Origin of the sequence: Pseudodesulfovibrio tunisiensis (assembly GCF_022809775.1) — a bacterium.
Taxonomy (GTDB): domain Bacteria; phylum Desulfobacterota; class Desulfovibrionia; order Desulfovibrionales; family Desulfovibrionaceae; genus Pseudodesulfovibrio; species Pseudodesulfovibrio tunisiensis.
This window is the reverse complement of record NZ_CP094380.1, coordinates 2,063,144-2,086,373: the sequence shown is the minus strand read 5'-3', so window position 1 is coordinate 2,086,373 and position 23,230 is coordinate 2,063,144. Positions and strand designations below refer to the sequence as shown.

General features: G+C 62.1%; 19 protein-coding genes. 7 read left to right on the top strand and 12 right to left on the bottom strand.

Annotated features, from left to right (window positions below; translation table 11 throughout):
• Positions 1-216: 216 nt before the first annotated feature.
• Positions 217-480, bottom strand: a complete 264-nt coding sequence (locus MPN23_RS10260) for an FmdB family zinc ribbon protein (RefSeq protein WP_243544113.1) — start codon at positions 478-480, stop codon at positions 217-219.
• Between the two features lie 280 nt (positions 481-760).
• Between MPN23_RS10260 and MPN23_RS10255 the strand changes: the two genes are divergently transcribed.
• From MPN23_RS10255 to gltX, 7 genes are all read left to right on the top strand, one after another.
• Positions 761-1,279, top strand: coding sequence for a Spy/CpxP family protein refolding chaperone (locus tag MPN23_RS10255; RefSeq protein WP_243544112.1), 519 nt, complete (start codon positions 761-763; stop codon positions 1,277-1,279).
• 159 nt (positions 1,280-1,438) lie between these two features.
• On the top strand, positions 1,439-2,257 hold the full coding sequence (locus MPN23_RS10250; RefSeq protein WP_243544111.1) for a DUF4405 domain-containing protein: 819 nt from the start codon (positions 1,439-1,441) through the stop codon (positions 2,255-2,257).
• 9 nt (positions 2,258-2,266) lie between these two features.
• Positions 2,267-4,117, top strand: coding sequence for a two-component system sensor histidine kinase NtrB (locus MPN23_RS10245; RefSeq protein WP_243544110.1), 1,851 nt, complete (start codon positions 2,267-2,269; stop codon positions 4,115-4,117).
• A complete protein-coding gene (locus tag MPN23_RS10240) occupies positions 4,117-5,499 on the top strand; it encodes a sigma-54-dependent transcriptional regulator (protein ID WP_243544109.1) in 1,383 nt (460 codons plus the stop codon). Before MPN23_RS10245 ends, MPN23_RS10240 begins: the two co-directional genes overlap by 1 nt.
• A gap of 122 nt (positions 5,500-5,621) precedes the next feature.
• Positions 5,622-6,689 (top strand): HDOD domain-containing protein, encoded by a 1,068-nt coding sequence (locus MPN23_RS10235; RefSeq protein WP_243544108.1) that lies wholly within the window; start codon positions 5,622-5,624, stop codon positions 6,687-6,689.
• A gap of 78 nt (positions 6,690-6,767) precedes the next feature.
• Positions 6,768-6,989 (top strand): NifU family protein, encoded by a 222-nt coding sequence (locus MPN23_RS10230; protein WP_243544107.1) that lies wholly within the window; start codon positions 6,768-6,770, stop codon positions 6,987-6,989.
• A gap of 109 nt (positions 6,990-7,098) precedes the next feature.
• Positions 7,099-8,505 (top strand): glutamate--tRNA ligase, encoded by a 1,407-nt coding sequence (gltX, locus tag MPN23_RS10225; RefSeq protein WP_243544106.1) that lies wholly within the window; start codon positions 7,099-7,101, stop codon positions 8,503-8,505.
• Between the two features lie 1,237 nt (positions 8,506-9,742).
• Here the strand turns inward: gltX and MPN23_RS10220 are convergent.
• The 11 genes from MPN23_RS10220 to MPN23_RS10170 all read right to left on the bottom strand — a co-directional run bounded on the left by MPN23_RS10220 (position 9,743) and on the right by MPN23_RS10170 (position 23,229).
• Positions 9,743-11,302 carry a radical SAM protein gene (locus MPN23_RS10220; protein WP_243547378.1) on the bottom strand — a complete coding sequence of 520 codons (1,560 nt, stop codon included), beginning with the start codon at positions 11,300-11,302 and terminating at the stop codon, positions 9,743-9,745.
• A gap of 132 nt (positions 11,303-11,434) precedes the next feature.
• Positions 11,435-12,691, bottom strand: a complete 1,257-nt coding sequence (gene ftsZ, locus MPN23_RS10215; protein WP_243544105.1) for a cell division protein FtsZ — start codon at positions 12,689-12,691, stop codon at positions 11,435-11,437.
• A 110-nt stretch (positions 12,692-12,801) separates the two neighbouring features.
• On the bottom strand, positions 12,802-14,037 hold the full coding sequence (gene ftsA, locus MPN23_RS10210; RefSeq protein WP_243544104.1) for a cell division protein FtsA: 1,236 nt from the start codon (positions 14,035-14,037) through the stop codon (positions 12,802-12,804).
• Between the two features lie 61 nt (positions 14,038-14,098).
• Positions 14,099-14,935, bottom strand: coding sequence for a cell division protein FtsQ/DivIB (locus MPN23_RS10205; RefSeq protein WP_243544103.1), 837 nt, complete (start codon positions 14,933-14,935; stop codon positions 14,099-14,101).
• Positions 14,932-15,807: a UDP-N-acetylmuramate dehydrogenase gene (murB, locus tag MPN23_RS10200; protein ID WP_243544102.1), complete on the bottom strand. Its 876-nt coding sequence runs from the start codon at positions 15,805-15,807 to the stop codon at positions 14,932-14,934. Before murB ends, MPN23_RS10205 begins: the two co-directional genes overlap by 4 nt.
• A 9-nt stretch (positions 15,808-15,816) precedes the next feature.
• Entirely contained in the window at positions 15,817-17,196 is a 1,380-nt protein-coding gene (murC, locus tag MPN23_RS10195) for a UDP-N-acetylmuramate--L-alanine ligase (protein WP_424450072.1), read from the bottom strand.
• Between the two features lie 67 nt (positions 17,197-17,263).
• The gene (murG, locus tag MPN23_RS10190; RefSeq protein WP_243544100.1) at positions 17,264-18,355 is read right to left on the bottom strand and encodes an undecaprenyldiphospho-muramoylpentapeptide beta-N-acetylglucosaminyltransferase; all 1,092 of its coding nucleotides are present in this window, start codon (positions 18,353-18,355) and stop codon (positions 17,264-17,266) included.
• Positions 18,352-19,470: a putative lipid II flippase FtsW gene (gene ftsW, locus MPN23_RS10185; RefSeq protein WP_243544099.1), complete on the bottom strand. Its 1,119-nt coding sequence runs from the start codon at positions 19,468-19,470 to the stop codon at positions 18,352-18,354. Before ftsW ends, murG begins: the two co-directional genes overlap by 4 nt.
• On the bottom strand, positions 19,467-20,768 hold the full coding sequence (gene murD, locus MPN23_RS10180; RefSeq protein ID WP_243544098.1) for a UDP-N-acetylmuramoyl-L-alanine--D-glutamate ligase: 1,302 nt from the start codon (positions 20,766-20,768) through the stop codon (positions 19,467-19,469). The genes ftsW and murD overlap by 4 nt, the downstream gene beginning before the upstream one ends.
• Before the next feature lie 5 nt (positions 20,769-20,773).
• On the bottom strand, positions 20,774-21,850 hold the full coding sequence (mraY, locus tag MPN23_RS10175; RefSeq protein WP_243544097.1) for a phospho-N-acetylmuramoyl-pentapeptide-transferase: 1,077 nt from the start codon (positions 21,848-21,850) through the stop codon (positions 20,774-20,776).
• Positions 21,847-23,229 carry a UDP-N-acetylmuramoyl-tripeptide--D-alanyl-D-alanine ligase gene (locus MPN23_RS10170; protein ID WP_243544096.1) on the bottom strand — a complete coding sequence of 461 codons (1,383 nt, stop codon included), beginning with the start codon at positions 23,227-23,229 and terminating at the stop codon, positions 21,847-21,849. The genes mraY and MPN23_RS10170 overlap by 4 nt, the downstream gene beginning before the upstream one ends.
• Position 23,230: the final 1 nt, after the last annotated feature.

Here is a 23,230-nt window from a genome sequence, read left to right as displayed (position 1 = left end):
GCTTTTTTTTCGTTTATTTTTTTGCCTCAACAAAAAAATGAACTCGCCCGGGAAGGGCGAAATCCTCACCTTGCAGGATGGCACGGAAAAGACGGCGCACCCAAAACAATTTCCACAAAAAAACGCCAATGCGCTCGAAGGAAATATTCTCTTCGAGCGCATTGGCGTTTTCAAAAATGAGGGAGGCGTCCCGGACCGGGACGCGGATCAGATGCCTCAGCCGCCGCTTGAGCCGCAGCTTCCGCTGCCAGAGGCGAGCTTCTTGTGCAGGCCGGTGTCCTTGAGCATTTCCGGAGTCCGGGCCTTGGACAGGTCCGGCATGGTGAACCCGGACGTGGGCGCACGGCCCTCGAACATGGACATCAGCCGCTCCACGTTGTCCGAACCGCAGGTCGGGCAGGCCGGGATTTCGTCCGGATCGAAAACCAGTTCCTCGTATTCGTGCCCGCAGGCATTGCATTTGAATTCATAGATGGGCATGGCGAGTTCCTCTTTGGGGCATTGCTTTTCTCTCTGGATGAAAGATGGGGCGGATACGGGAATTGTCAAGCGGTTTCCCTTGCACTTTGCTCGAAACTTGTGCAAACATGAGCGCAACAAATTGCACAAAAGAAACAGCGCCGTTCTTTGAAAATATTTGTTATCCTCTGTAATAAAAGACTTTTCATTTTTGGCACGCCCTGTGCTTGTTCTTTGGCAAGCAGACACACTCTCCTCATCTCTGTTTGCAACAACACACTTTTTTACGGAGGTAACGAAAATGACCACGAAGACTTTGAAGACCACGACCATGGCTGCCATGCTGGTGCTGGCCATTGCTGCCGTGGCCTATGCCGGCCCCGGATGGGGACGAGGCGGCTGCGGCGGACAGGGGTATGGCGGCGGCAACGGCGTCTACAGCCAGTTGACCCCGGAAAAGCAGGCCCAGGTGGACAAGATTTACGAAAAGTATTCGCCCCGCTTTCAGGAGATGCGCGACCAGATGTGGGCCAAGCATGCCACGCTTCAGGCCATGGTCAACAGCGGCAATGCCGACGAAGCCAAGATCGGCAAGCTGACCTCCGAGATCACCAATCTGCGCAACGACATGCACGACCTGCGCGTCAAGATGGGTGACGAACTGGAAAAGACCACGGGCATCGCGGCCTTCAATGGGCGCGGCAACTGCCCGGGCTTCGGCCAGGGACGCGGACACGGCGGCTATCACGGCGGAAATCATAACGGCTGGAATCAGCGCGGCGACTGCCCGGGATATGCTCAGGGCGGCGGCCGCTACTAGAGAGATACAGTTTCATCAATCAGGAAAACAGGAACAATTCGGGACGGCCATGCGGAAAGGCCGTCCCGTTTTTGCCGTAGATAATACTTTTCAGCCCATTGCGTCGGGCGTAGCCATGAATTCGGGTCATCAACTCCAGCATCAACCAAGGAGTGTTCCATGTTCCGAAAAACCGTTTCCCTGACCAGCCTGCTTTCGTTCGTGGTCATGCTGGCCACCAGCGTGGTGCTCTACATCGAACCCCATGGCCGAACCGCATATTGGGCGGACTGGCGATTCATGGGCCTGAGCAAGACAGCATGGGACAACCTGCATCTGACCATGGGCACCCTGTTTCTGGTCTGCGCGGTATTGCACATCTGGCTGAACTGGAAGCCCGTGATGAACTACATGCGCAACAAGGCACGCGAACTGGTCGTGGGCACGAAACCCATGCTCGCGGCATTGGGCATAACCCTGTTCGTGGGCGTGGGCACCTTTGCGGGACTGCCGCCCATGCAGCAGATTCTGGACTTCGGCGCATCGATCAAGGACGGCCATGCCTCGACCTATGGCAGTCCGCCATACGGACACGCCGAACAGAGCCCGCTGGAAAAATTCTGCGGCTATCTCGGCTTTGACGTGGACAAGGCCATTGCCGCACTGGAAAAGGCCGGATACGCCAATGTTGCGCCGGACACGGCGATTCAGGACATTGCCAGAACCAACAACGCCAGCCCGCAAAAGGTGTATGACGTGATCCGGGATGAACTCGTCGGAGAGAACCCGTTTGCAGCCATGCCCGCCGCAGCCCCGGAGGGCACGGGCAAACTGACTCTGGAGGCAGTGTGCGCCACATTCGGCCTGCCCATGGAGCAGGCAATGCAACGGCTCAAGGAGAAGGGCTTTTCTCCGGCTCCGGACAAGACTTTCAAGGACATGGCACAGGAACGCGGCTCCCATCCGAGGGATGTGTACGCGGCCCTGCGCGGCAACTAGGAACAGCGTATGGAAATACATGCCCGGGGAAGGGAAAAGGGACCGCTCGTGGCTCTGGTTCTGGCACTCATCGTGCTGGGACTGGGTTCCCTGTATCTGACATGGCGCAGCATTGCCCAGCAGCGGCAGGTGGTCGAGGATCATCTGGTCATGACCGGCAGCTCCATTCTTCGCGGCGTGGAAAACAACCTGCTCAGGCTGGTGCGTTCCATCCGGCTGAATCCGTCGGCAGCCCCCATGTTCTCGACCCTGGCCACGGACCTGTTCACGGAACTCGCCAAATCCGAGGACATCGACTTCGTCATGCTTACGGACATGGAGGGCGCAATCCTTTCCGCGTCCGTTTCCGATGGCGTGCCGCCCAAGCTGGAAATTCCGCCCCGGCTGACCGGTGATCTGGAACCGGGCCGCGCATGGCATCTCATGTTTTCCATCAACAAGCGCGACGTGCTTGTCTCGGGCGTGCGCACCCGGCCTTCGCTGGCGCTCATGGCGTTGGGCGAGACTCCGCCGCCTGTTCCGGACCAGTCCGCCAACCAGCACGGACGCGGGCCCGGCCACATGCGCGGACAGGGACACGGCATGGGCCGGGGCATGGGGCAGGGCATGATGCAGCCCGAACCAGCAAACGCGCCTCCGGTCTTTCTGCTCGTGGGCATCAATGCGGAAAAGAACATGGCCCAGTTTCGCCAGTATCGCCGGGCCGCCCTGTATCAGACCGGCTACGTGTTTCTCGCGGCCATCGTGCTCTGGTCGCTGGCCTTTGCCTATCTGAATCGTCGCGACCAGTCCCGCAAGCTGGTGCGCATGGAGCAGTTCCAGAACAAGCTGCTGGACAACATGCCCGATGGTCTGCTCACCCTGTCCGCCAGTGGCGAGATTCTGGCCGCCAACCATTCCGCAAAACTGCTGCTTGCGCCCCGGGATCAGGAAAAGGTGCCGGAAATCATCGGTCGCAACTGGCAGGATTTCTTCATCGGCATGCAGGCCGTGGAAGGCAGCGGAACCGCCCCCTATGAATGGGAACAGTTCGACTATCAGGGCCGCCAGCTGGAAATCCTGTCCCTGCCGTTTCAGGAAGCCGAGGAAAGCGAACCGGAACAGGGGCTCAGGATGATTCTGGTCAGGGACCGCACGGAAATCCGTTCTCTGGAAGAAAATCTGAACGAGGCAAAACGGCTGGCAGCCATTGGATCCCTTGCGGCCGGCGTGGCTCACGAAGTGCGCAACCCGCTCAGTTCCCTGCGCGGATTCGCCCAGCTTTTCGCCAACAAGCTCAAAGGGCAGAAACCGCTCGACGAGTATGCGGCCACCATGGTGCAGGAGGCGGACCGCCTCAACCGCGTGGTCACGGACCTGCTGTATCTGGCCAAGCCGCGCCAGCTTGCCCCGGTGCGCACCAACCTGCCCGAGGTGGCGGAATCCCTGTGCCGCCTCATGCGGTTCGACTTCGAGAGCCGGGAAGTGCTGCCGGAATTCGATTTTCAGGCGGACACGGTCTGCGCGGATCAGGACGCGTTCCGGCAGGTGCTTCTGAACCTGATTTCCAACAGTCTGGACGCCATCGGCGGAGATGAATCCCGCGAGGAACCGGGCAGCGTGCGCCTCGTTTCCCATCAGGACAAGGACGGGATATGGGTGATCGTCGAGGACAACGGTCCGGGCATGCCCGAGGAAATCCGGGCCGAGGCACTCAAGCCGTTTGTCACGGGCAAGAAGACCGGCACCGGTCTCGGCCTCGCCATTGTCCAGAACATCATGCGCGCCCACCGGGGCCGGGTGGAGATCGAATCCGCCCCGGGCAAGGGCACGTCCGTGAAACTCCTTTTTCCCCACAGATGCGACAAAGAGGTATCGTAATGAACGAGAATCGTACCGTACTGGTCGTTGACGACGAACACGGACACCGACTCATGGTTCGGGCCGTGCTGGAAGACGAAAACTGGACCGTGATCGAGGCGGGATCGGGCGAGGCCGCATTGCGCGCACTGGCCGAGGCCGCGGAAAATTTCGTTCAGCCGGACGTGGCCCTTGTGGACATGAAGATGCCGGGCATGGACGGGCTGGAGCTGCTGCGCGAACTGCAGGTGCGCAGGCCGGGCCTGCCCGTGGTCCTGCTCACGGCCTTCGGCAGCGTGGGCAGTGCGGTGGAGGCCATGAAAAAGGGCGCCTTCGACTACCTGACCAAACCCGCGGACAACGAGGAACTCAAGGCTGTGCTGAACAAGGCCTACGAGTACCACCGCCTGCTCGAGGAAAACACGCGCCTCAAGGAGGAGGCAGGCGGCGACCTGAATTTCATCGGCGCGAGCCCGGGCGTGGAACGGGTGCGCGACCTCATTGCTCAGGCCGGGCCGTCCGAGGCCACGGTCCTGATCCTCGGCGAGTCCGGCACGGGCAAGGAACTTGTGGCCGAGGGACTGCACCGCGCCAGCCTGCGCAAGGATCGCCCGCTGGTGAACGTGAACTGCGCGGCCCTGCCCGACGATCTGCTGGAAAGCGAGCTGTTCGGCTATGAAAAGGGCGCGTTCACCGGCGCGGTCAAGGACAAGCCCGGCCGATTTCAGCTCGCCAGCGGCGGTACCCTGTTTCTGGATGAAATCGGAGAGATGCCTGCGGCATTGCAGGCCAAGCTGCTGCGCGCGCTTCAGGAAAAGATTGTGGAGCCGCTGGGGAGCGTCAAGCCCGTGCCCACGGACGTGCGCATCATCGCGGCCACGAACCGCGACCTCAAGGCCGAGGTAGCTTCGGGCCGCTTCCGCGAAGACCTTTATTATCGTCTCGCCGTATTGGAAATCCGCATTCCTCCGCTTCGGGACCGCAAGGAGGACCTGCCCCTGCTGGTCAGCTTCCTGCTCCGTCGCCTCGGACGCAAGAACAACAAGATCATCCGCACCGTGACCCCGGCCTTTCTGGACGCCCTGAGCGGCTACGACTGGCCCGGCAACGTGCGTGAACTGGAAAACGTGCTGGAGCGCGCCCTGATCCTGTCCCGATCCGACACGCTGGGACCGGACCTGCTTCCGCCCCAGATCACGGCTGGAGCCGGAGCCTACGACCAGCCCGAGGCGGACGAACCGCACGTCAGTTCTCCGGCATCGCTGGAAGAAGCGGAGAAGCTCGCCATCATCCGCGCTCTGGAGGAAAACGGCGGGCATCGCGAACGCACGGCCGAGGCGCTGGGTATCAGCCGCCGAACCCTGCAATACAAACTCAAGAAGTTCGGGCTGACCAGACGCTAACGCGAATCCGGTCCGCTCCAGACATATTCAACGCCCCCGGATCGATATAATCGCCTTCCGTCCGGGGGCTTTTTTGCGTACGCTTTCAGGACTGGCCCGCTTCACAACCAAGGAAGGCTCCCATGCCCGAAAAAGAGAACACGCCCCCGACCGAACACGCCACGCCCGAGAATCTGGAAAAGGCGCAGACACTGCTCGGCAAGCGGTTCAAATACATCAGTCATCCCGATGACACGCTCAAGCGTCTGGCCCGGCTGGGCGCGGAACGGGTGGCCCGGGACATGGCCGTCTACCCGGACAAGTACGTGGAACGGCCCGCCCCGGCACAGCCGGTTCCCTCGGTCGCGCCTATGGACCCGCTGGACATCCTGCGGCAGGAACACCAGCTCCCGGCTCTGCCTCAGGTGTTTCTGGAACTTCAGCAGGCCATCAATGCGTCCAACACTTCGTCCGATGATCTTGCCGCAATCATCAGTCAGGATCCGAGTCTGACCGCATTTCTGCTGCGCATGGTCAATTCCGCGTTCTACAGCCTGCCCATGCAGATCGATACCATTTCCCGTGCCGTGACCGTAGTGGGCGTGAACCAGCTCTCCACGCTGGCCGTGGGCACCTCGGTCATGAGCCTGTTCAAGGACGTGCCTGCCGAGGTCTTGGACATGGAGCAGTTCTGGATGCATTCCGTGGCCTGCGGCCTGATTGCCCGCCGCTTGTGCCGGGTGACGCACAAGGGCGACCCGGAGCGCAGCTTCGTGGCCGGGCTGCTGCACGACATCGGCCAGCTCGTCATGCTCAAGGCCGAGCCCAGACGCGCGGCAGCCACCCTGATTCAGGCACGCGGATCGGATTCCCTGCTGTTCTCCACGGAGCAGCAGTTTCTGGGTTTTGATCACGCCACGCTGGGAGGCATGCTGCTTCGCAAATGGAATTTTCCCTATGTGCTCGTGGCCTCGGTTCTGGAGCATCATGTGCCAAAGAAGAAGCACAAGGAAGCCGAACCGGCTTTGGTGCACGCTGCCGAAACCATTGCCACGGGGCTGGGGATCGGCTCCAGCGGCGAATATTTCGTCCAGCCTCCGCACCCCAGGATATGGGCTTCGCTGGAACTGACTCCGGACAGTCTGGAAGAGATGGTGGAAGATCTGGATGATGAGCTGGAAGAGGCCTTCGGCGTGCTCATGAACCACTGATCCGAAGCGCGAATATTTGACAACCGCTCGCCTTCCCCTTATTTGAGGCTTCCCAACAACAGAACGGAGGCATCCGCAATGCGCGAAAGAATAGAAGCTGTTCTCGACAAGATTCGCCCCATGCTTCAGGCTGACGGCGGCGATGTGGAACTCGTGGAAATCACGGACGACAACGTGGTCAAGGTCCGGCTGCAAGGCGCCTGTCAGGGATGCCCCATGTCCCAGATGACCTTGAAAAACGGTATCGAACGCATTGTTCTCAAGGAAGTCAAGGAAGTGAAACGCGTCGAGGCCGTGTAGGCCCGGTGCGCGTCAGGGGCGGGAAAGCCGCCCGGTCATGCCGCCTGCGGAGCGTTGCACGGCAACGTTGTCCATGGCGGCGTGATTGTTTTGCAAGAAGGAGAATTTCATGTCTGACATAGTATCCCGGTTCGCGCCCAGCCCTACCGGATATCTGCACATCGGCGGCGCTCGCACCGCTTTGTTCGCCTGGCTTCTGGCCCGCAGTCAGGGCGGAAGGTTTCTGCTGCGCATCGAGGACACGGACCGCGAGCGGAGCACTCAGGCCGCCACGGACGCGATCATCGATTCCATGAAGTGGCTCGGCCTCGACCATGACGGCGACATCGTGTTCCAGAGCGACCGCGTCGACCGTCACAACGAGGTCATCGACCAGCTCATCGCGTCCGGCCATGCCTACTACTGCGACTGTACCAAGGAGCAGGTGGACGCCATGCGCGAAACCGCCAGACAGGAAGGCCGCAAGCCCAAGTACGACGGCACCTGCCGCGAAAAGGGACTCGGTGCCGGCGAAAATCGCGTTGTGCGCCTCAAGGCTCCTCTGGACGGTGTCACGGCTTACGAGGACATGGTCAAGGGCACCATTGCCGTGGAAAACGCGGAAATGGACGACATGATTCTGCGCCGCTCGGACGGTTCTCCCACCTACAACCTCGCGGTTGTGGTGGACGACCACGACATGGGCGTGAACCATGTGCTGCGCGGCGACGACCACGTCAACAACACGCCCCGCCAGATTCTGATCTACCGCGCCATGGGCTGGGAAGTGCCGCGCTTCGGCCACGTTCCCATGATCCTCGGCCCGGACAAGAAGAAGCTTTCCAAACGTCACGGCGCGCTCTCGGTCATGGAATACGAGAAGATGGGCTATCTGCCCGAGGCCGTGGTCAACTATCTGGTGCGCCTCGGCTGGTCCTTCGGCGATCAGGAGCTGTTCTCCCGCGAGGAACTGATTGAACACTTTTCCACGGACCATCTCGGCAATTCCCCGTCCGTTTTCGATCTGCAGAAGTTCGAATGGATGAACGGCCAGTACATGCAGCAGGCCGACCCGGATCGTCTGGCCGGACTGCTTTGCGACTTCCTGTCCCGCGAAGTGGAAGAGGAAGAGGCTGCCAAGGTCGGCAAGGCGGATTTCGCCAAATGCGTGCCTTTGCTCCAGCCTCGGGCCAAGAGCCTGATCGACATGCTGGAACAGGCCCGCTGCTTCATCGTGGACGCGCCGTTCCTCATGTATGATGAAAAGGCCGTGAAAAAGTTCCTCACCCCCGAGGCCAAGGCACTGCTCGAAGAGCTTGCCCCGCGCATCGAGGCCCTGACCGATTTCACTCAGGAGACGCTGGAAGAGATTCACCGTCAGTTTCTGGAGGACAAGGACATCAAGTTCAAGGTCATTGCCCAGCCCCTTCGCGTGGCCATTACCGGCAAGACCAAAAGCCCGGGACTGTTCGAAACCATGCTCGCCCTCGGCAAGGATCAGACCCTTGCCCGCATCAAGCGAGCCTGCGAGCTGTAGCCTTCGGCTGAAAGAAAAGAATGAAAACGCCCTGTGCATCATGCGCAGGGCGTTTTTTTTTATTGAAATAAAAAAGCCAGGCCGCGTAGCCGCGCCGTCTTTTCCGTGCCATCCTGCAAGGTGAGGATTTCGCCCTTCCCGGGCGAGTTCATTTTTTTGTTGAGGCAAAAAAATAAACGAAAAAGAGCCTCTATGCGGTGTGCTCCCGACTCTCTCGGGCAGGAACCAGTAGCGACCTTTCGCCGGGCGATTGCGACGTTTTCTGCGAAAACCGCATCGCCCCGGCTTCGGTCGCTGCAACTGGTTCCAAGCCCTCGCGAGCCGAAATTCGGTCTGAGTAAGAGGACAGTGTGCTGGGCGTGAGAAGTCGTCTCGTCCCTACCAAGCTCCCCCGGCCTAGCCAACCTTCCACCGTTTCCCTTTGATCAAGGCATCCGTCCCAGTGGCGGACGCACGGCAGAACAGCCTTGATCAAGTAGGAAACGCGCACGGCTGTGGCGGTCGATAAAAGGCGTTTTTTGCCTACTTTTGTTCGCCTTGAAACAAAAGTAGGTCGCCGGGGAGGCGAAACATCCCCTTAAAAGCTCGTAAGGCGTGTACGGCGAATTGCTTCGCCCGGCACGGCCCGCCAAGCTGGCACGGCCCCACCTCTTCAGGGCGCGTAGCCGCGCCGTCTTTGCCGTGCCATCCTGCAAGGTGAGGATTTCGCCCTTCCCGGGCGAGTTCATTTTTTTGTTGAGGCAAAAAAATAAACGAAAAAAAGCCTCTATGCGGTGTGCTCCCGACTCTCTCGGGCAGGAACCAGTAGCGCCCTTTCGTCGGGCGATTGCGACGTTTTCTGCGAAAACCGCATCGCCCCGGCTTCGGTCGCTGCAACTGGTTCCAAGCCCTCGCGAGCCGAAATTCGGTCTGAGTAAGGAACACTGTTCCGGGTGTGACAGGTCGCCTCGGCCCAACCAACCCCCCACCGTTTCCCTTTGATCAAGGCATCCGTCCCAGTGGCGGACGCACGGCAGAACAGCCTTGATCAAGTAGGAAACGCGCACGGCCGGAGCGGTCCCAAAAGGCGGCTTTTAGTTCCTTTTATCCGCCTTGATATAAAAGGAACTCGCCCGAGAAGGGCGAAATCTTCCCTTATCAAGTTGGTGCGCAGTATACGGCGAATTGCTTCGCCCGGCCCGGCCCGCCAAGCTGGCACGGCCCCACCTCTTCAAGGCGCGTAGCCGCGCCGCCGTCCCTACAGTTCATCCATGCCGCACATGCGGCACTCCGAACAATCCTTGGAAGGGCACTTGGCCGAGGTCCGGGACTGCTTGGCGCAGAGCCATTCCCTGTACAGGTATTCGCGCTTCACGCCGATGTCGATCATGTCCCAGGGGAAGGGGTCGTCCTTGTCGCGTTCGCGGTCGATGATGGCGGAGGGATCGCCGTCCCAGTGCTTGAGGGCCTTTTTCCAGCCGCCGTGTTCGGCTGCCAGCAGAATGAAATCCGCAAGCTCTTCGCCGCCTCGGGCCAGAACGCCCTGAAGCCGGGCCTGAAAAGGGGAGTCGTGCTGAAAGGTCACGCCCTTGATGGGCTTCATCATTTTTTCCAGTATCTTGAAACGGCGGTCGATCTCTTCTTCCGAGGCCATGGGCGCCCATTGGAACGGGGTGAAGGGCTTGGGGACCAGCGTGGATGCAGCCACGGTGATGCGCATGTACTGCTTTTTGCGGCCTCCGGGCTCCTCGGCGCGGATGGCGACCATGCGTTCCAGAAATTCGCGCAGTTCCTCATAATCCCCGTCGGTTTCGCCGGGCCAGCCCACGATCATGTAGACCTTGAGATGATTGACGCCGTATCGGGCGCAGAGTCGGACCGCGTTCAGGAAATCCTCGGGATCAAGCTTCTTGCTCATCATGCGCCGCAGCCGTTCGCTCGCGCCCTCCAGAGCCAGAGTCACGGTGCGTACGCCGCACTGGCGCAGAAACTTGAGCAGTTCGTCGGTCACCCCGTCCGCGCGCATGGAGGAGAGGGAAAACTTCTTCTTGCGCTCGTTCAGCCATTTCAGAAACGGGAGCAGATCAGGCCAGTCCGTGAGCGCAGTGCCCACAAGGCCGACCTTGGGCGGGTCGGTGTGCTCCACGATTTCCTTGAGCTCCTCGATGCGCGCATGGCGCGGAGGGCGGTAGATGTAGCCCGCAGCGCAGAACCGGCAGCCGTAGGGACAGCCCCGGTTGATTTCGAGCAGCAGGGTGTCGCGGAACGTGGCCCTGCCGCTGATGAAGCAGGAGAACGCGGGATCGTGCAGCGGGCCGTGCCTGCCGTCCAGCAGGCGCTTGACTTTTCCACTGGTTCGACCGGGAACGTAGATGCCGGGCCGATCCTTGACCTTGTCCAGAAATTCGTCCTTGGTGCCACCCGCGTACAGGTGGTCGCGCAGTTCGCTGAACAGGTCGGGAAAGGTGTCGTCCGCCTCGCCCACCCAGAACAGGTCGATGAATCTGGCGATGGGAGCGGGGTTGAGGAACGCGATGGGGCCGCCCGCAATGACCAGAGGAAGGGACGGGCGTTCCGCCGCGAGAGGCGGAACGCCCGCTGCCTGGAGTGTCCGGGGGATGAGGAGATAGTCCTCCTCGAATGTGACACTCCAGGCAATTACAGGGAATGAGGATAGTGGGCTATGGGATTCGTGCACGGCCGGAGGACCGTCCCCGGAACCGCCCAGCTTGTCCGGGAAGCATCGCTCCACGGCAACGCCGGGATCCGTGGCCAGCACGCGGTATACCGCCTGCCAGCCAAGGGCCGAGAGGGCCATCTTTTCCCCGCCGGGAACCACGAGCGCCACGGGCAGGCGTCCGCCCCGATCGGGGGCCTGGGGTTGCTGCGTGCCGAAATACGCGTCAAAGCGCGCATCACGGCCCTGGTCCTTATCGTGCACAAGTCGTCCCTAGTCGGCATTTTTGCGGATGAAGGCCGGAACATCGAGGTTGTCTTCCTCGAAGATGAACTCTTCATCTCCCGGTCCGGCAACAGCGCGGCGGCCCAGCTTGGGCTGGGGCATTTCCGCCTCGGTCGAGCCCTCGTTGGCTGCCTTGCGCAGGTAGGCCGGAATATTGGTGTCATTGTCGATGACCTGCTGGTGCCCGGGACGGCGCGAGGCCTGACGGCCCTGGCCCATGCCGCGGGGTCCGAGCAGGAGCAGCTTCTGCTGTTCGGCCTTGCTCAGCGCGGGTTCGGGTTCCTCGGCCGCATGTTCGATGCCCGTGGCGATGACGGTGATGCGCATTTCATCGCCTGCATCCGGGTCGAACACGGTGCCGAAGAAGATTTCCGCATCCGGGTCGGCTTCCTTGTAAATGATGTCCGCGGCTTCCGAGACCTCGTCGATGAGCATGTCCGGGCCGCAGGTGATGTTGATCAGCACGCCCTTGGCGCCCTCGATGGACACGTCTTCGAGCAGGGGGCTGGTGATGGCCTTCATGGCTGCTTCCTTGGAGCGGGATTCGCCGGTGGCGATGCCCGTGCCCATCAGGGCCATGCCCGAGGAGCCCATGACTGCCTTGACGTCGGCAAAGTCGAGGTTGATCAGGCCATGCACGGTGATGAGGTCCGCGATGCCCTTGACGCCGTAGTACAGGACCTCGTCCGCCTTTTTCAGCATGTCGGAAAAGGAGGCCTTCTTGGCCGCGAGCTGAAGCAGGCGGTCATTGGGAATGGTGATGATGGAATCCACGGAGCTGGAAAGTTCCCGAATGCCTTCCTCGGCCTGCTGCAACCGGCGGCGGCCTTCGAAGTAGAAGGGCTTGGTGACCACGGCGACCGTGAGCGCGCCCAGTTCCTTGGCAATGTCCGCCACGACCGGAGCCGAGCCCGTGCCAGTGCCGCCGCCCATGCCTGCGGTGATGAAGACCATGTCCGCGCCTTCCAGAGCCGCACGCACCTGATCCACGGATTCGAGGCAGGCGTTGCGTCCGATTTCGGGATTCGCGCCAGCGCCCAGCCCCTTGGTCAGCTTCTCGCCAAGCTGAATCTTGTTTTCGGCCAAGGATTTGTGGATGTCCTGACAATCCGTGTTGCACACAATGAACTGCACGCCCTTGAGCGCGGATTGAATCATGTTGTTGACGGCGTTCCCACCGCCGCCGCCGCAGCCAACGACCTTGATCTTGGCGTTGGTGTCGTGCTCGATTTCAAAATACTCCATGTTGTCCCTCCTCTGTTTCCCTGTATGGCGGCCGGGTCATGGACACGCAGCCTATTGCCCGTGGCCGAAGCCGATGAGTCCGTCCGCCTGATGAGCGTTTTGCCGCCTTGCTAGGCGATGTCGGTAAACCACTTCTTCATTCTGGACAGGATGCGGTCGAACCCCGAGTCGTCGCGAATCTTGAAGGGCCGGACTCTGCGTCCGCCTTCCTCTTCCGCACCGTGGAGCAGCAAACCCACGGCCGTGGCGAACTTGGGGCTGTGGACCTCTTCGGTGAGCCCGCCGATTCCCTCGTCAGGGAATCCGATGCGCACCGGAAGGTCGAAAATCTGTTCCGCGAGCTCCTGCATGCCGTCGATCAGGCAGGTGCCACCAGTGAGCACCACGCCAGCCGCGATCATGTTCTTGAACCCGGACTTGATGAGTTCCTGATCCACCAGCGCGAGGATTTCCTCGCATCTCGGCTCGCATATCTCGGCCAGCACGCGTTTGGACATCTTGCGCGAATCGCGTCCGCCCACGCTCGGCACCTCGATGATCTCGTCATTGGTGACCAGATCGGCCATGGCGCAGCCGTAATCCATCTTGATCTTTTCGGCAGCCACCATGGGGGTGCGCAGGCCGTAGGCGATGTCGTTGGTCAGGTTGTGACCGCCCAGCGCGAGCACCGAGGTGTGCTTGATGGAATCCTTGGAAAAGATGGCGATGTCCGTGGTGCCGCCGCCCACATCCACGAGGGCCACGCCGATTTCCCGTTCCTCGGGAGAGAGCACGGCCTTGGACGAGGCAAGAGACTCCAGCACGATGTTGGACACATCCAGCCCGGAGCGGTTGCAGGAGCGGATGATGTTCTGGGCGGACGTGACCGCACCGGTCACGATGTGCACCTTGACCTCGAGCCGTACCCCGGCCATGCCCAGCGGATCGGCGATGCCGCGCTGATCGTCGACGATGAATTCCTGAGGCAGGGTATGCAATACCTCGCGATCCATGGGAATGGCAATGGCCTTGGCCGCCTCGATGACACGGTCCACGTCGCGCTGGGTGACCTCGCCGCCCTTGACCGCGATGACCCCGTGACTGTTGAAGCCCTGAATGTGGCTGCCCGCAATGCCCGCGTACACGGTGCGGATGTCGCAGCCCGCCATGAGTTCGGCATCCTCAAGCGCCTTCTTTATGCACTGCACGGTCTTTTCGATGTTGACCACCACGCCGCGGCGCAGGCCGGTGGACGGCGCGGTGCCGATGCCGATGATGTCAACCCCGGTTTCCGTGGGCTCGCCCACGACCGTGCAGATCTTGGTGGTTCCCACGTCCAGGCCCACGATGAGATCGTTTTTGGCCATTGTCGTCTCCTTTTCCTCTATTCCCGTATTCCCTGTTGCGCCGGTTCCGCCGTGTCCGACGTTAGCCGCGCCTGATTACCCAGACCTTGTCGCCCGCAGCCGTGATCGAGGCCGCGTTTGCGAATTCTCCCCGCTCCATCAGGTCTCTCCAGACCGTCTTGATGCGGTGCAGCTGGATTTCCCACATGTCCGCGTCCATGCGCAGCGTGAGATTCCTGCCGTCCAGAAATATTTCGAACTCTCCGCCCTGATTCACGCGCATCCAGGCTATCTGTTCCTGCGAGATGGGGATTTCGCCGTTGCCGATCTTGCCCAGAAACGAGGAGAGCAGGCTGCCGACGGCTTCGTCCTCCCGTGCAACGGCCAGCATGGGCAGGGATTCCGTGTCCCCGGGATGCACGGGCGCGATGACCCTGCCTTCGGCATCCGCATAGTAGAGGCCGTTGCCCTGCCGCACCCAGAATGCGGGCACCTTTTCGGTCACGCCGATCCAGAGCCTGTTGGGTAGTTCGCGGCGCACGGTGGCGGCCTTGATCCACGGGTCGCGGAAGAGCTTTTCCTCGACCTCGGCCACGTTCATGTCCAGACTGTTCAGGCCGAGGCTCACGTCGCCCGTCTTGAGGATGTGGCCTCTGGTCAGTCGCTGGTTGCCCTCCACCGTGATGGAGGTCAGGCCGAAGAACGGATGCGTGGTGGCCAGTCTGTATCCATAGAGCAGGCCCACACTCAGGGCCGCGAGCACGGCCAGAGTGAGCCAGATGATCAGGATGCGGCGGACCACGATCCAGCCCGTGGGCGATCCATTGCCGCTCGGACGCTTGCGTCCCCCTCGGTAGGCATTGTTCTTGCCGCCGCCCAGACGGAGTTTGGCGGTCTTGTTCAGGGTCGCGGTGCTCACAGGATGATGACCTCCGTTTCCAGATTCACGCCAAAGAGTTCCCGGACCCGCATGCGGGCCTGGTCCATCAGCTCCAAAGCCTCCTCGCCGGTGCCGTTTCCCATGTTGACCAGAAAGTTTGCGTGCATCTCGGAAAAGCCCACGCCTCCCAGTCTCGCGCCCCGGAAGCCCGCCTTGTCCAGAAGCCTGCCCGCGCTGTCCCCTTCGGGGTTTCTGAACACGCAGCCCGCGCTTTTCGCGGTCACGGGCTGGGTTTTGCGTTTTTGGGCATAGGCCTGCTTCATGGCCTTGTGCACGCTTCTGGATGAAGCCTCGTCCAGCGCCAGTTCCACTTCCCAGATCAGGGCCTTGCCACAGCCCGGGTCGAAATGGCGGTATCCGAACTCGCAGTCCGCTGCGTGCATCCAGAAAAGTCCCTGCGCCGGGGTCCACAGGCGGATGCGGGTCAGCACGTCGCCGAACTCCACTCCGTATGATCCTGCGTTCATGGCGACGGCCCCCCCCACGGAACCCGGGATGCCGGTCAGGCCTTCCAGACCGGAAAATCCGGCCTTCTGCGCCCAGCCCAGCAGTCCCGGAAGCCTGAGGCCGGCCCCGGCGCGGACAATGATCTTGCCGTTCTGCTCCTCGATCCGGTCCGGGTACGAGGGCAGTCCTGCGCGAAGCAGGACCAGCTCGTGCCGCGCATTCCGGGCGAGCAGGTTGGTGCCCCGGCCCAGCACGAAGGGAGGGAGCGCGTTTCGACCCAGGAAGTCGGCGACCGCGTCAAGGTCGTTTTCCTCGCGCACGATCAGCTCCACTGCGGCGCAGCCGCCGAAGCCGAGAGAGGTGCGTTCGCTCAACGCGGGGTTGTCGATGCGTTCCAGGGCCATGGTGAAATCCTATTTGTCCTTTTTCTGTGCCAGATTGAGCCAGTGCTCGCCCACGGTGTAGATGGAGCCCGCGCCCTGCGTCATGAACAGGTCGCCGGGTTGCAGTACGTCGGGCAGTGCAGCCTTGAGTTCCTCGAAATCCGCATAGAACTTGACCTTGGTATCGCTGACCTGCTTGATGCCGTGGGCCAGGGACATGCTGTTCACGCCCGGGATCGGGGATTCGCTGGCCGGGTAGATTTCCGTGAGCAGAAGCAGGTCCGCGTCCGTGAACACCTTGCAGAATTCGCCGAACAGGGCCTGCGTGCGGGAAAAACGGTGCGGCTGGAATGCCACGACCAGCCTGCGGTCCGGATAGCAGGCCCGGGCCGTGCGCAGGTTGGCCCGGATTTCGGCCGGATGATGGCCGTAGTCGTCGATGACCAGCACGCCGCCGCGTTCGCCCTTGCGTTCGAACCTGCGGCCCACGCCGCCGAAATTGGCCAGTCCGGACAGGATGGAGTCCTTGTCCAGTCCGGCTTCGAGGCCCACGCCGATGGCGGCCAGCGCGTTGAGCACGTTGTGCATGCCGGGCTGGGCCACGGTGCATTCGCCCCAGAGCACGTCGTCCAGATAGACCTTGAACAGGCTCCGCAGGTGCGAGCTGATGATCTCGCCGCGCAGCCGGTTTTTCGGACCGAGTCCGTAGGTCAGGCACGGGCGCTTGATTCTGGGCAGCAGCCGTTGCACGCCCGAGTCGTCGCCGCAGACCACGTTCATGCCGTAGAACGGAATCTTGTTCATGAACGCGGTGAAGGAATCGTCGATGGCGTCCTGGTCCGCATAGAAATCCAGATGGTCGCGGTCCACGTTCGTGACCACGGAAATGATGGGCGAGAGCAGCAGGAACGAGCCGTCCGATTCGTCGGCCTCGGCAATGAGGTAGTCGCCCTCACCGAGGCGCGCGTTGGACCCGAAGGTGTTGAGTTTGCCGCCGATGATTACGGTGGGGTCGAGCCCGGCCTCGGTGAACATGGTGGCCAGCAGGGACGTGGTCGTGGTCTTGCCGTGGGTTCCGGCGACAGCCACGCCTGTGCGCAGACGCATGAGCTCGGCCAGCATCTCGGCGCGCGGGATGATGGGAATGCCCATTTCCCGGGCTGCGACCAGTTCCGGATTGTCGTCCGGGATGGCCGTGGACTTGATGAGCACGTCGGCCTTGTCCACGTTGTCCGCGCCGTGGCCGATGAACACGTTTGCGCCCAGCTTTTCCAGCCGTTTCACTGCCGCGCCTGCGGAAAGGTCCGAACCCGTGACCGTGAAGCCCATGTTGATGAGTACTTCGGCAATGCCGTTCATGCCCGAGCCGCCAATGCCCACCATGTGAATCTTGTTCACTCTGGCGCGCATGGCCGGACAGGCTTCGCCGCCTACGGTCAGATATGGTCCCTGTGCTGCTGCCATGAAAAAATCCTCTTTATGCGACCTTGGCGCAGAGTGCTTCCAGTCCGTCCGCAATGCGGGAGGCCGCATCCGGGCGGGCAAAGCCGAGCGCCGCGGTTTCCATGCCCTTGAGCTGTTCCGGGTCGCGGAGCAGTTCCGCCACGTCCCGCGCCAGCAAGCCCGGGTCCAGTTCGGACTGGGGCAGGAGCCGCGCGGCTCCCCGGTCTGCAAGGGCTTTTGCGTTCAATGTCTGATGGTCGTGCGTGGCCTGGGGAAACGGCACGAAAATCGCGGGAACCCCGGCTGCGGCCACTTCGAATACCGTGGTGGCTCCGGCGCGGCAGACCGCAAGGTCGGCCCGCGCGTATTCGAAAGCCATGTCCTCGATGAAATCCCGAACCTGTTCCGGGTCCGCGCCAGCCTCCCGGTAGGCTTGGCGCACCTGTTCCAGATCGGCCGGACCGGTCTGGTGGGTCAGGGTGATCCCGGCTGCCATGAGATCGGGCAGTGCCTGGATCACGGTGGTGTTCAGGGGATGCGCTCCCTGACTGCCACCCAGCACGAGCACGTGCCTGCCTCGTTGGCGTTCGGCGCGGAGTGCACCCGTTTCCGCGATGTCCCGCCGCACCGGATTGCCAGTGAGCCGAATCTTTGCCTCGGGGAATGCGCCGTGCACATTCCCGAAGGAAATGAAAATCGTGTTCGCGAAATTGCCGAGCATGCGGTTGGCTGCGCCGGGCATGGAGTTCTGCTCGTGTACAGCGCAGGGAATGCTTGCTATCCGGGCGGCCAGCACCGGGCAGAATCCCGCATAGCCGCCAAAACCGATGACCGCATCCGGCTGGAAGCGCCGCAGTTCGCGCCGGGCAAGGCACACGCCTCTGCCGACCCAGCCCATGCCCTGAACCATTCCCTTGAGCCCTCGGCCCATGATGCCTTTTGCCGGGAGTTCGCGAAATTCCAGTCCGCGTGTCCGGGCCATGTCGCCTTCCGGTCCGCTGCCGCCAAGGAACAGGATGCGCGCGTCCGGGTTGCGATGCCGGATTTCCTCGGCCACGGCAAGTGCGGGGAACACGTGTCCCCCGGTTCCCCCGGTGGTGATGACGAGTCTGGAGAGCGCGGTCATGCCTTTGCCCCCCGGGAAAGGTTCAGCAGGATGCCTGCGCAGATGAATGAAATGGTCAGGTTGGACCCGCCGTAGCTCACGAACGGCATGGCCACGCCCTTGGGCGGCACCGTGCCGAGGACCACGGCCAGATTGAGCACGAAACCCAGAGCCGGAATCAGGGTCATGCCGAACGCCGTGAACCGGTCCTGAAGCTCCTCCTGCTTCAGTGCCACGCGAAAGGCACGGTACAGGAAGAAGCCGATGAGCACGAAGATCATGGACAGGCCCACGAAGCCGAGTTCCTCGCCCACCACGGCCATGATGAAGTCGTTGTGCGCCTCGGGCAGGAACAGCAGCTTCTGTTTGCCCGCACCCAGCCCGGTACCCCATATCTGACCGGAGCCGAAGGCGTACAGGGACTGGACCAGCTGATAGCCTTCGTTCTGGGCCGAGGCGAACGGGTCCAGAAATGCGGTCCACCGCTTGAAGCGGTAGGGCGAGGACGAAATGAGCAGCCAGCCTGCGCCGCCCGCGAAGATCAGGGAAAGCAGCAGGTAGCTGAGTCGGGTTCCGCCTGCCGCGCACATGAAGAAGAGCAGCCCGGCCAGCATCACGGCGCCGCCGAAGTCCGGCTGGAGCAGGAGCAGGCCGCAGAACATGCCCGTGACGATGAACGGGGGCAGAAAGCCCACGGAAAAGGTTTTCACCATGTCCTGCTTGTGCGCGAAGAAATAGGCCAGATAGAAGATCAGGGCCACCTTGGCGAATTCAAGGGGCTGGATGTTCACGGGGCCGAGCCGGAGCCAGCGGCTCGCGCCATTGATGTTCAGGCCGAGGGGCGACAGGGTCAGGCCCAGCAGGATCATGGCCCCGGCCACCCAGAGATAGGTCAGGCCGTACAGCACCTTCTTGGGAAGCTGCATGCACACGACCATGGCTGACAGCCCCACGCCGGTGAACGCGAGCTGGCGGCGGAAGAAGTGGTACTTGTCGTCGAAGTAGTGCTCGGCCATGATGCCGGACGAGGACAGGACCATGATCAGGCCGAACCCGCCGAGCAACAGCGTTGCCAGCAGGAGCCAGTGGTCCATGCGCCCGGGCGCGGTCATGACGGAATTGAGCTTTCGACTCATGCAAGTTCCTCCACCACGCTCTGGAAGTGGTTGCCGCGCTGGGCATAGCCGGAATACAGGTCGAAGCTGGACGTGCCCGGGGAAAGCAGGATCACGTCGCCGGGATTCGCGTCCGCGTACAGCCGCTTCACGGCCAGATCAAGGGTCGCGTCCCAGGACACGGGAAACATCTTGGCGAGTTCGGGTTCGAACACCTCGCGGCTCGCGCCGAACAGGGCCACGCTTCTGACGTGATCCTTGACGTCGCGGGCCAGTGCGGCCACGTCGCCGCCCTTGAACACGCCGCCCATGAGCAGCCGTACCGGGCGGTCGAAACTCCTGACCGCAGCGACCACGGCTTCCAGCGTCGTGGCCTTGGAATCGTCCACGAACAGCACGTCGCCCTTTTCGCCCACGGGTTCGATGCGGTGGGCAAGGGGCTTGAATTCGCGGATGGCCTCGGCTGCCTGTTCCTCGGTCACGCCGAAGCGGCGCACGGCCTGCCACGCGGCTTCCACGTTGGACCTGTTGTGCTCGCCGAGCAGATGCGGGGCCTCGAACCGGTCCGTGGGGCCGAACCATTCCATTCGGGCGCGCGTGATGTCGCGGCCCTCAAGCACGGGGCGCAGGCTTTCGTGCAGCAGGGCCGCATCCGATTCGTTCATGTGGGCAAACAAATTGAGTTTGGCATGGAGATACTCCTCCATGTCCTCATGATAATCCAGATGGTTGGGCGCGAGGTTCAGGAACAGGCCGACATGCGGCTTGAACAGGCGGCAGTTCTGGAGCTGGAAGCTGGAAACCTCCAGCACGATCACGTCCACGGGCTCCATGTCCAGCAGATATTCGCACAGGGGCGTGCCGATGTTGCCACCGGTGAATGTACGCAGTCCGGATTTCTCCAGAATTTCGCTGATCAGCGTGGTGGTCGTGGTCTTGCCATTGGAGCCGGTCACGGCAAGGACCGGGGCTTCGATGAACCAGGAGGCCAGTTCCAGTTCGGCCACGATCTTGCGTGCGGGTACATCCTTCAGGAACGGCTCCAGTCTTTTCACGGGCACGCCCGGGGAAAGCACCACGATGTCCGCGTCCGCGAACTGGGCCGGGGAGTGCCTGCCGGTCTGGAGTTCGATGTCGCCCGCGATGTCGTTGACAATGGACGGATCAAGCGTGTCGTTGGCATCCACCACGCGCACGGTCGCGCCCAGCACGCAGAGCAGCCGGGCTGCGGCCAGACCGGAGCGGCCCGCACCCACAACCACGGCGAGTTTGTCGGCGAGGATTTTTTCCTTGATGAATTTGCGCATGATGCGGTTCATCGTTTCTACCTCAGTTTGAGCGTGCTCAGCGCCATGAGCGCCATGAGGATGGAGAGAATCCAGAATCTGACGATGATCTTGGATTCCGGGATGCCCTTGAGTTCGAAGTGGTGGTGCAGGGGCGCCATCTTGAAGATGCGCTTGCCCCCGGTGAGCTTGAAGTAGCCCACCTGAAGAATGACCGAGAGGGTCTCGAACACGAACACGCCGCCCACGATGGCAAGCAGGAGTTCCTGCTTGGCCAGCACGGCCACGAAACCGAGCGCGCCGCCCAGACTCAGGGAACCCACGTCGCCCATGAACACCTGCGCCGGATGGGCATTGAACCACAAAAAGCCCAGTCCCGCGCCCACCATGGCTCCGCAGAAGACCGTGACCTCGCCGATGCCCTGCACGTTGGGCACGGCCAGATACGTGGCGATCTGGGCATGGCCGGACACGTAGATGAATATGGCGAAGCAGGCCATGGCCACGACCATGGGGCCGATGGCCAGTCCGTCAAGTCCGTCCGTAAGGTTCACGGCATTGGACGCGCCCACGAGCACGATCATGGCAAAGGGCAGATAGGCCCATCCCAGATCGGGCTGGAAATTCTTGAAGAACGGCACGGCCAGCTGGGTCGAGTAGGCAGGCTCCTGAATCAGCACGGCAATGGCTGCGGCTGCGACCGCGCACTGGCCCAGAAACTTGGCCTTGGCAGACAGGCCCATGTTCCGTTTCTTGACCACCTTGAGATAGTCGTCCGCAAAGCCCACGGCCCCGAAGCCCACGAAGACCATCATGGTCAGCCAGACATAGGGGTTGGACAGGTCGGCCCAGAGCAGGGTGCTGATCGTCACGCTGGCGATGATCATGATGCCGCCCATGGTCGGGGTTCCGGCCTTGGCCTGATGTGCGGGACCGTCCTCCTGAATGTACTGGCCGCATTTGATGCGACGCAGCCAGCGGATCATGGCCGGGCCGAACACGATGGAGATGAGCAGGGCGGTGAGCAGCGCCCAGACGGACCGGAACGTGATGTACCGGAACACGTTGAATACGCCGATTTCCGTGCTCAGGGGGTAGAGCAGGTTGTAGATCATGCAGCACCCCCGTTCGAGCCGAGCTCCCTGTTCAGCGCATTGGCGAATTCCTCCATGCGCATGGAGCGGGAGCCCTTGAAGAGCACCACGGCTTTTTCCAAACCCATGTCCCGCCATGTCCTGATGAAGGAATCCGAATCGTTGGCGCGGATCAGGCGTCCGGCGCCGAAGCCCACGGTCACGTCGGCTGCGTGATCGCCTTTGTAGAACACGGCTTTCGGGTCGATTTCCCTGAGCAGTTCGCCCAGTTCCCTGTGCCGCTGTTCCGCTTCGCTGCCCAGTTCGCGCATGTCGCCGAGCACGAGCACCAGCGGACGGCCGTCAGCCATGACCTGTGCCGTGCGAATGGCATGGCTCATGGACAGGGGGTTGGCGTTGTAGGTGTCGTTGATCACGCACACGCCGCCCGTTGCCGTGCAGCAGAACCGCTGGGAATCCGTGCGGAAACGCTTCAGGCCTTCCACCACCTCGTCAAGGGTGAGTTCCAGAGCCTGAGCCGCAGCAGCCACGGCAGCGGTGTTTTCCGCATAGTGCTCGCCGCAGAAGGGGGCGGTGAATTCGCGTTCGCCGTTCGGGGTGCGCAGCTTGTAGCGGCCCGAGCCGTCGGCCTCGGGGCCGAGGAAGGTCGCGTAGTACGGCATGGCCGCGTCCCTGGTCGAGAACATGATCGGGAATTTGGTGTACTGCCGGACCGCGGCCAGAAGCTCGGGGTAGTCCGCGCTGACAACGGCCTTGCCCTTGGGCCGCAGAAAGCGGAGCAGGGAGGCCTTGGATTTCGCCACGTTCTCGATGTCGCCCAGCCCTTCGAGATGGCCGGGGCCGACATTGGTGATGACTGCGATGTCCGGGTTGGCCACCGGGCCGAGGTCGTCCATGTCGCCCAGATGGCTGATGCCCGCTTCCATGACCCACAGGTCCTGGTCTTCCCGGGCCTTGAGCATGGACATGGGCAGTCCTATCTGGGTGTTGAAATTCCGGTAGTTTCTGGCGACCGAATAGGCCTCGGAGCACACCTCGGCCAGCATTTCCTTGACCGTGGTCTTGCCTGCGGTGCCGGTCACGGCAACGAGCCGCGCACCGCACAGGGCGCGCCAGCAGGCGGCCAGTCGGCCCAGGGCTTCCCGGGTGTTGCGCACCATGAGTACGGGCACGCCCGGATCATCGATCAGACGGTGGGTGACCACGGCGGCGGCTCCGGCCCTGGCAGCCTGCGCCGCAAATTCATGGCCGTCCAGATTTTCGCCTTCGATGCAGAAGAACACGTCGCCGCGCTGGACGGCGCGGCTGTCGGTCTGCACGTTGTTCACGGCGATGGACTTGAATGCCTTTTCCGGAGGAGTGCGCAGGCATTTCTGCACTTCTGCAAGGGTGGTCAGCATG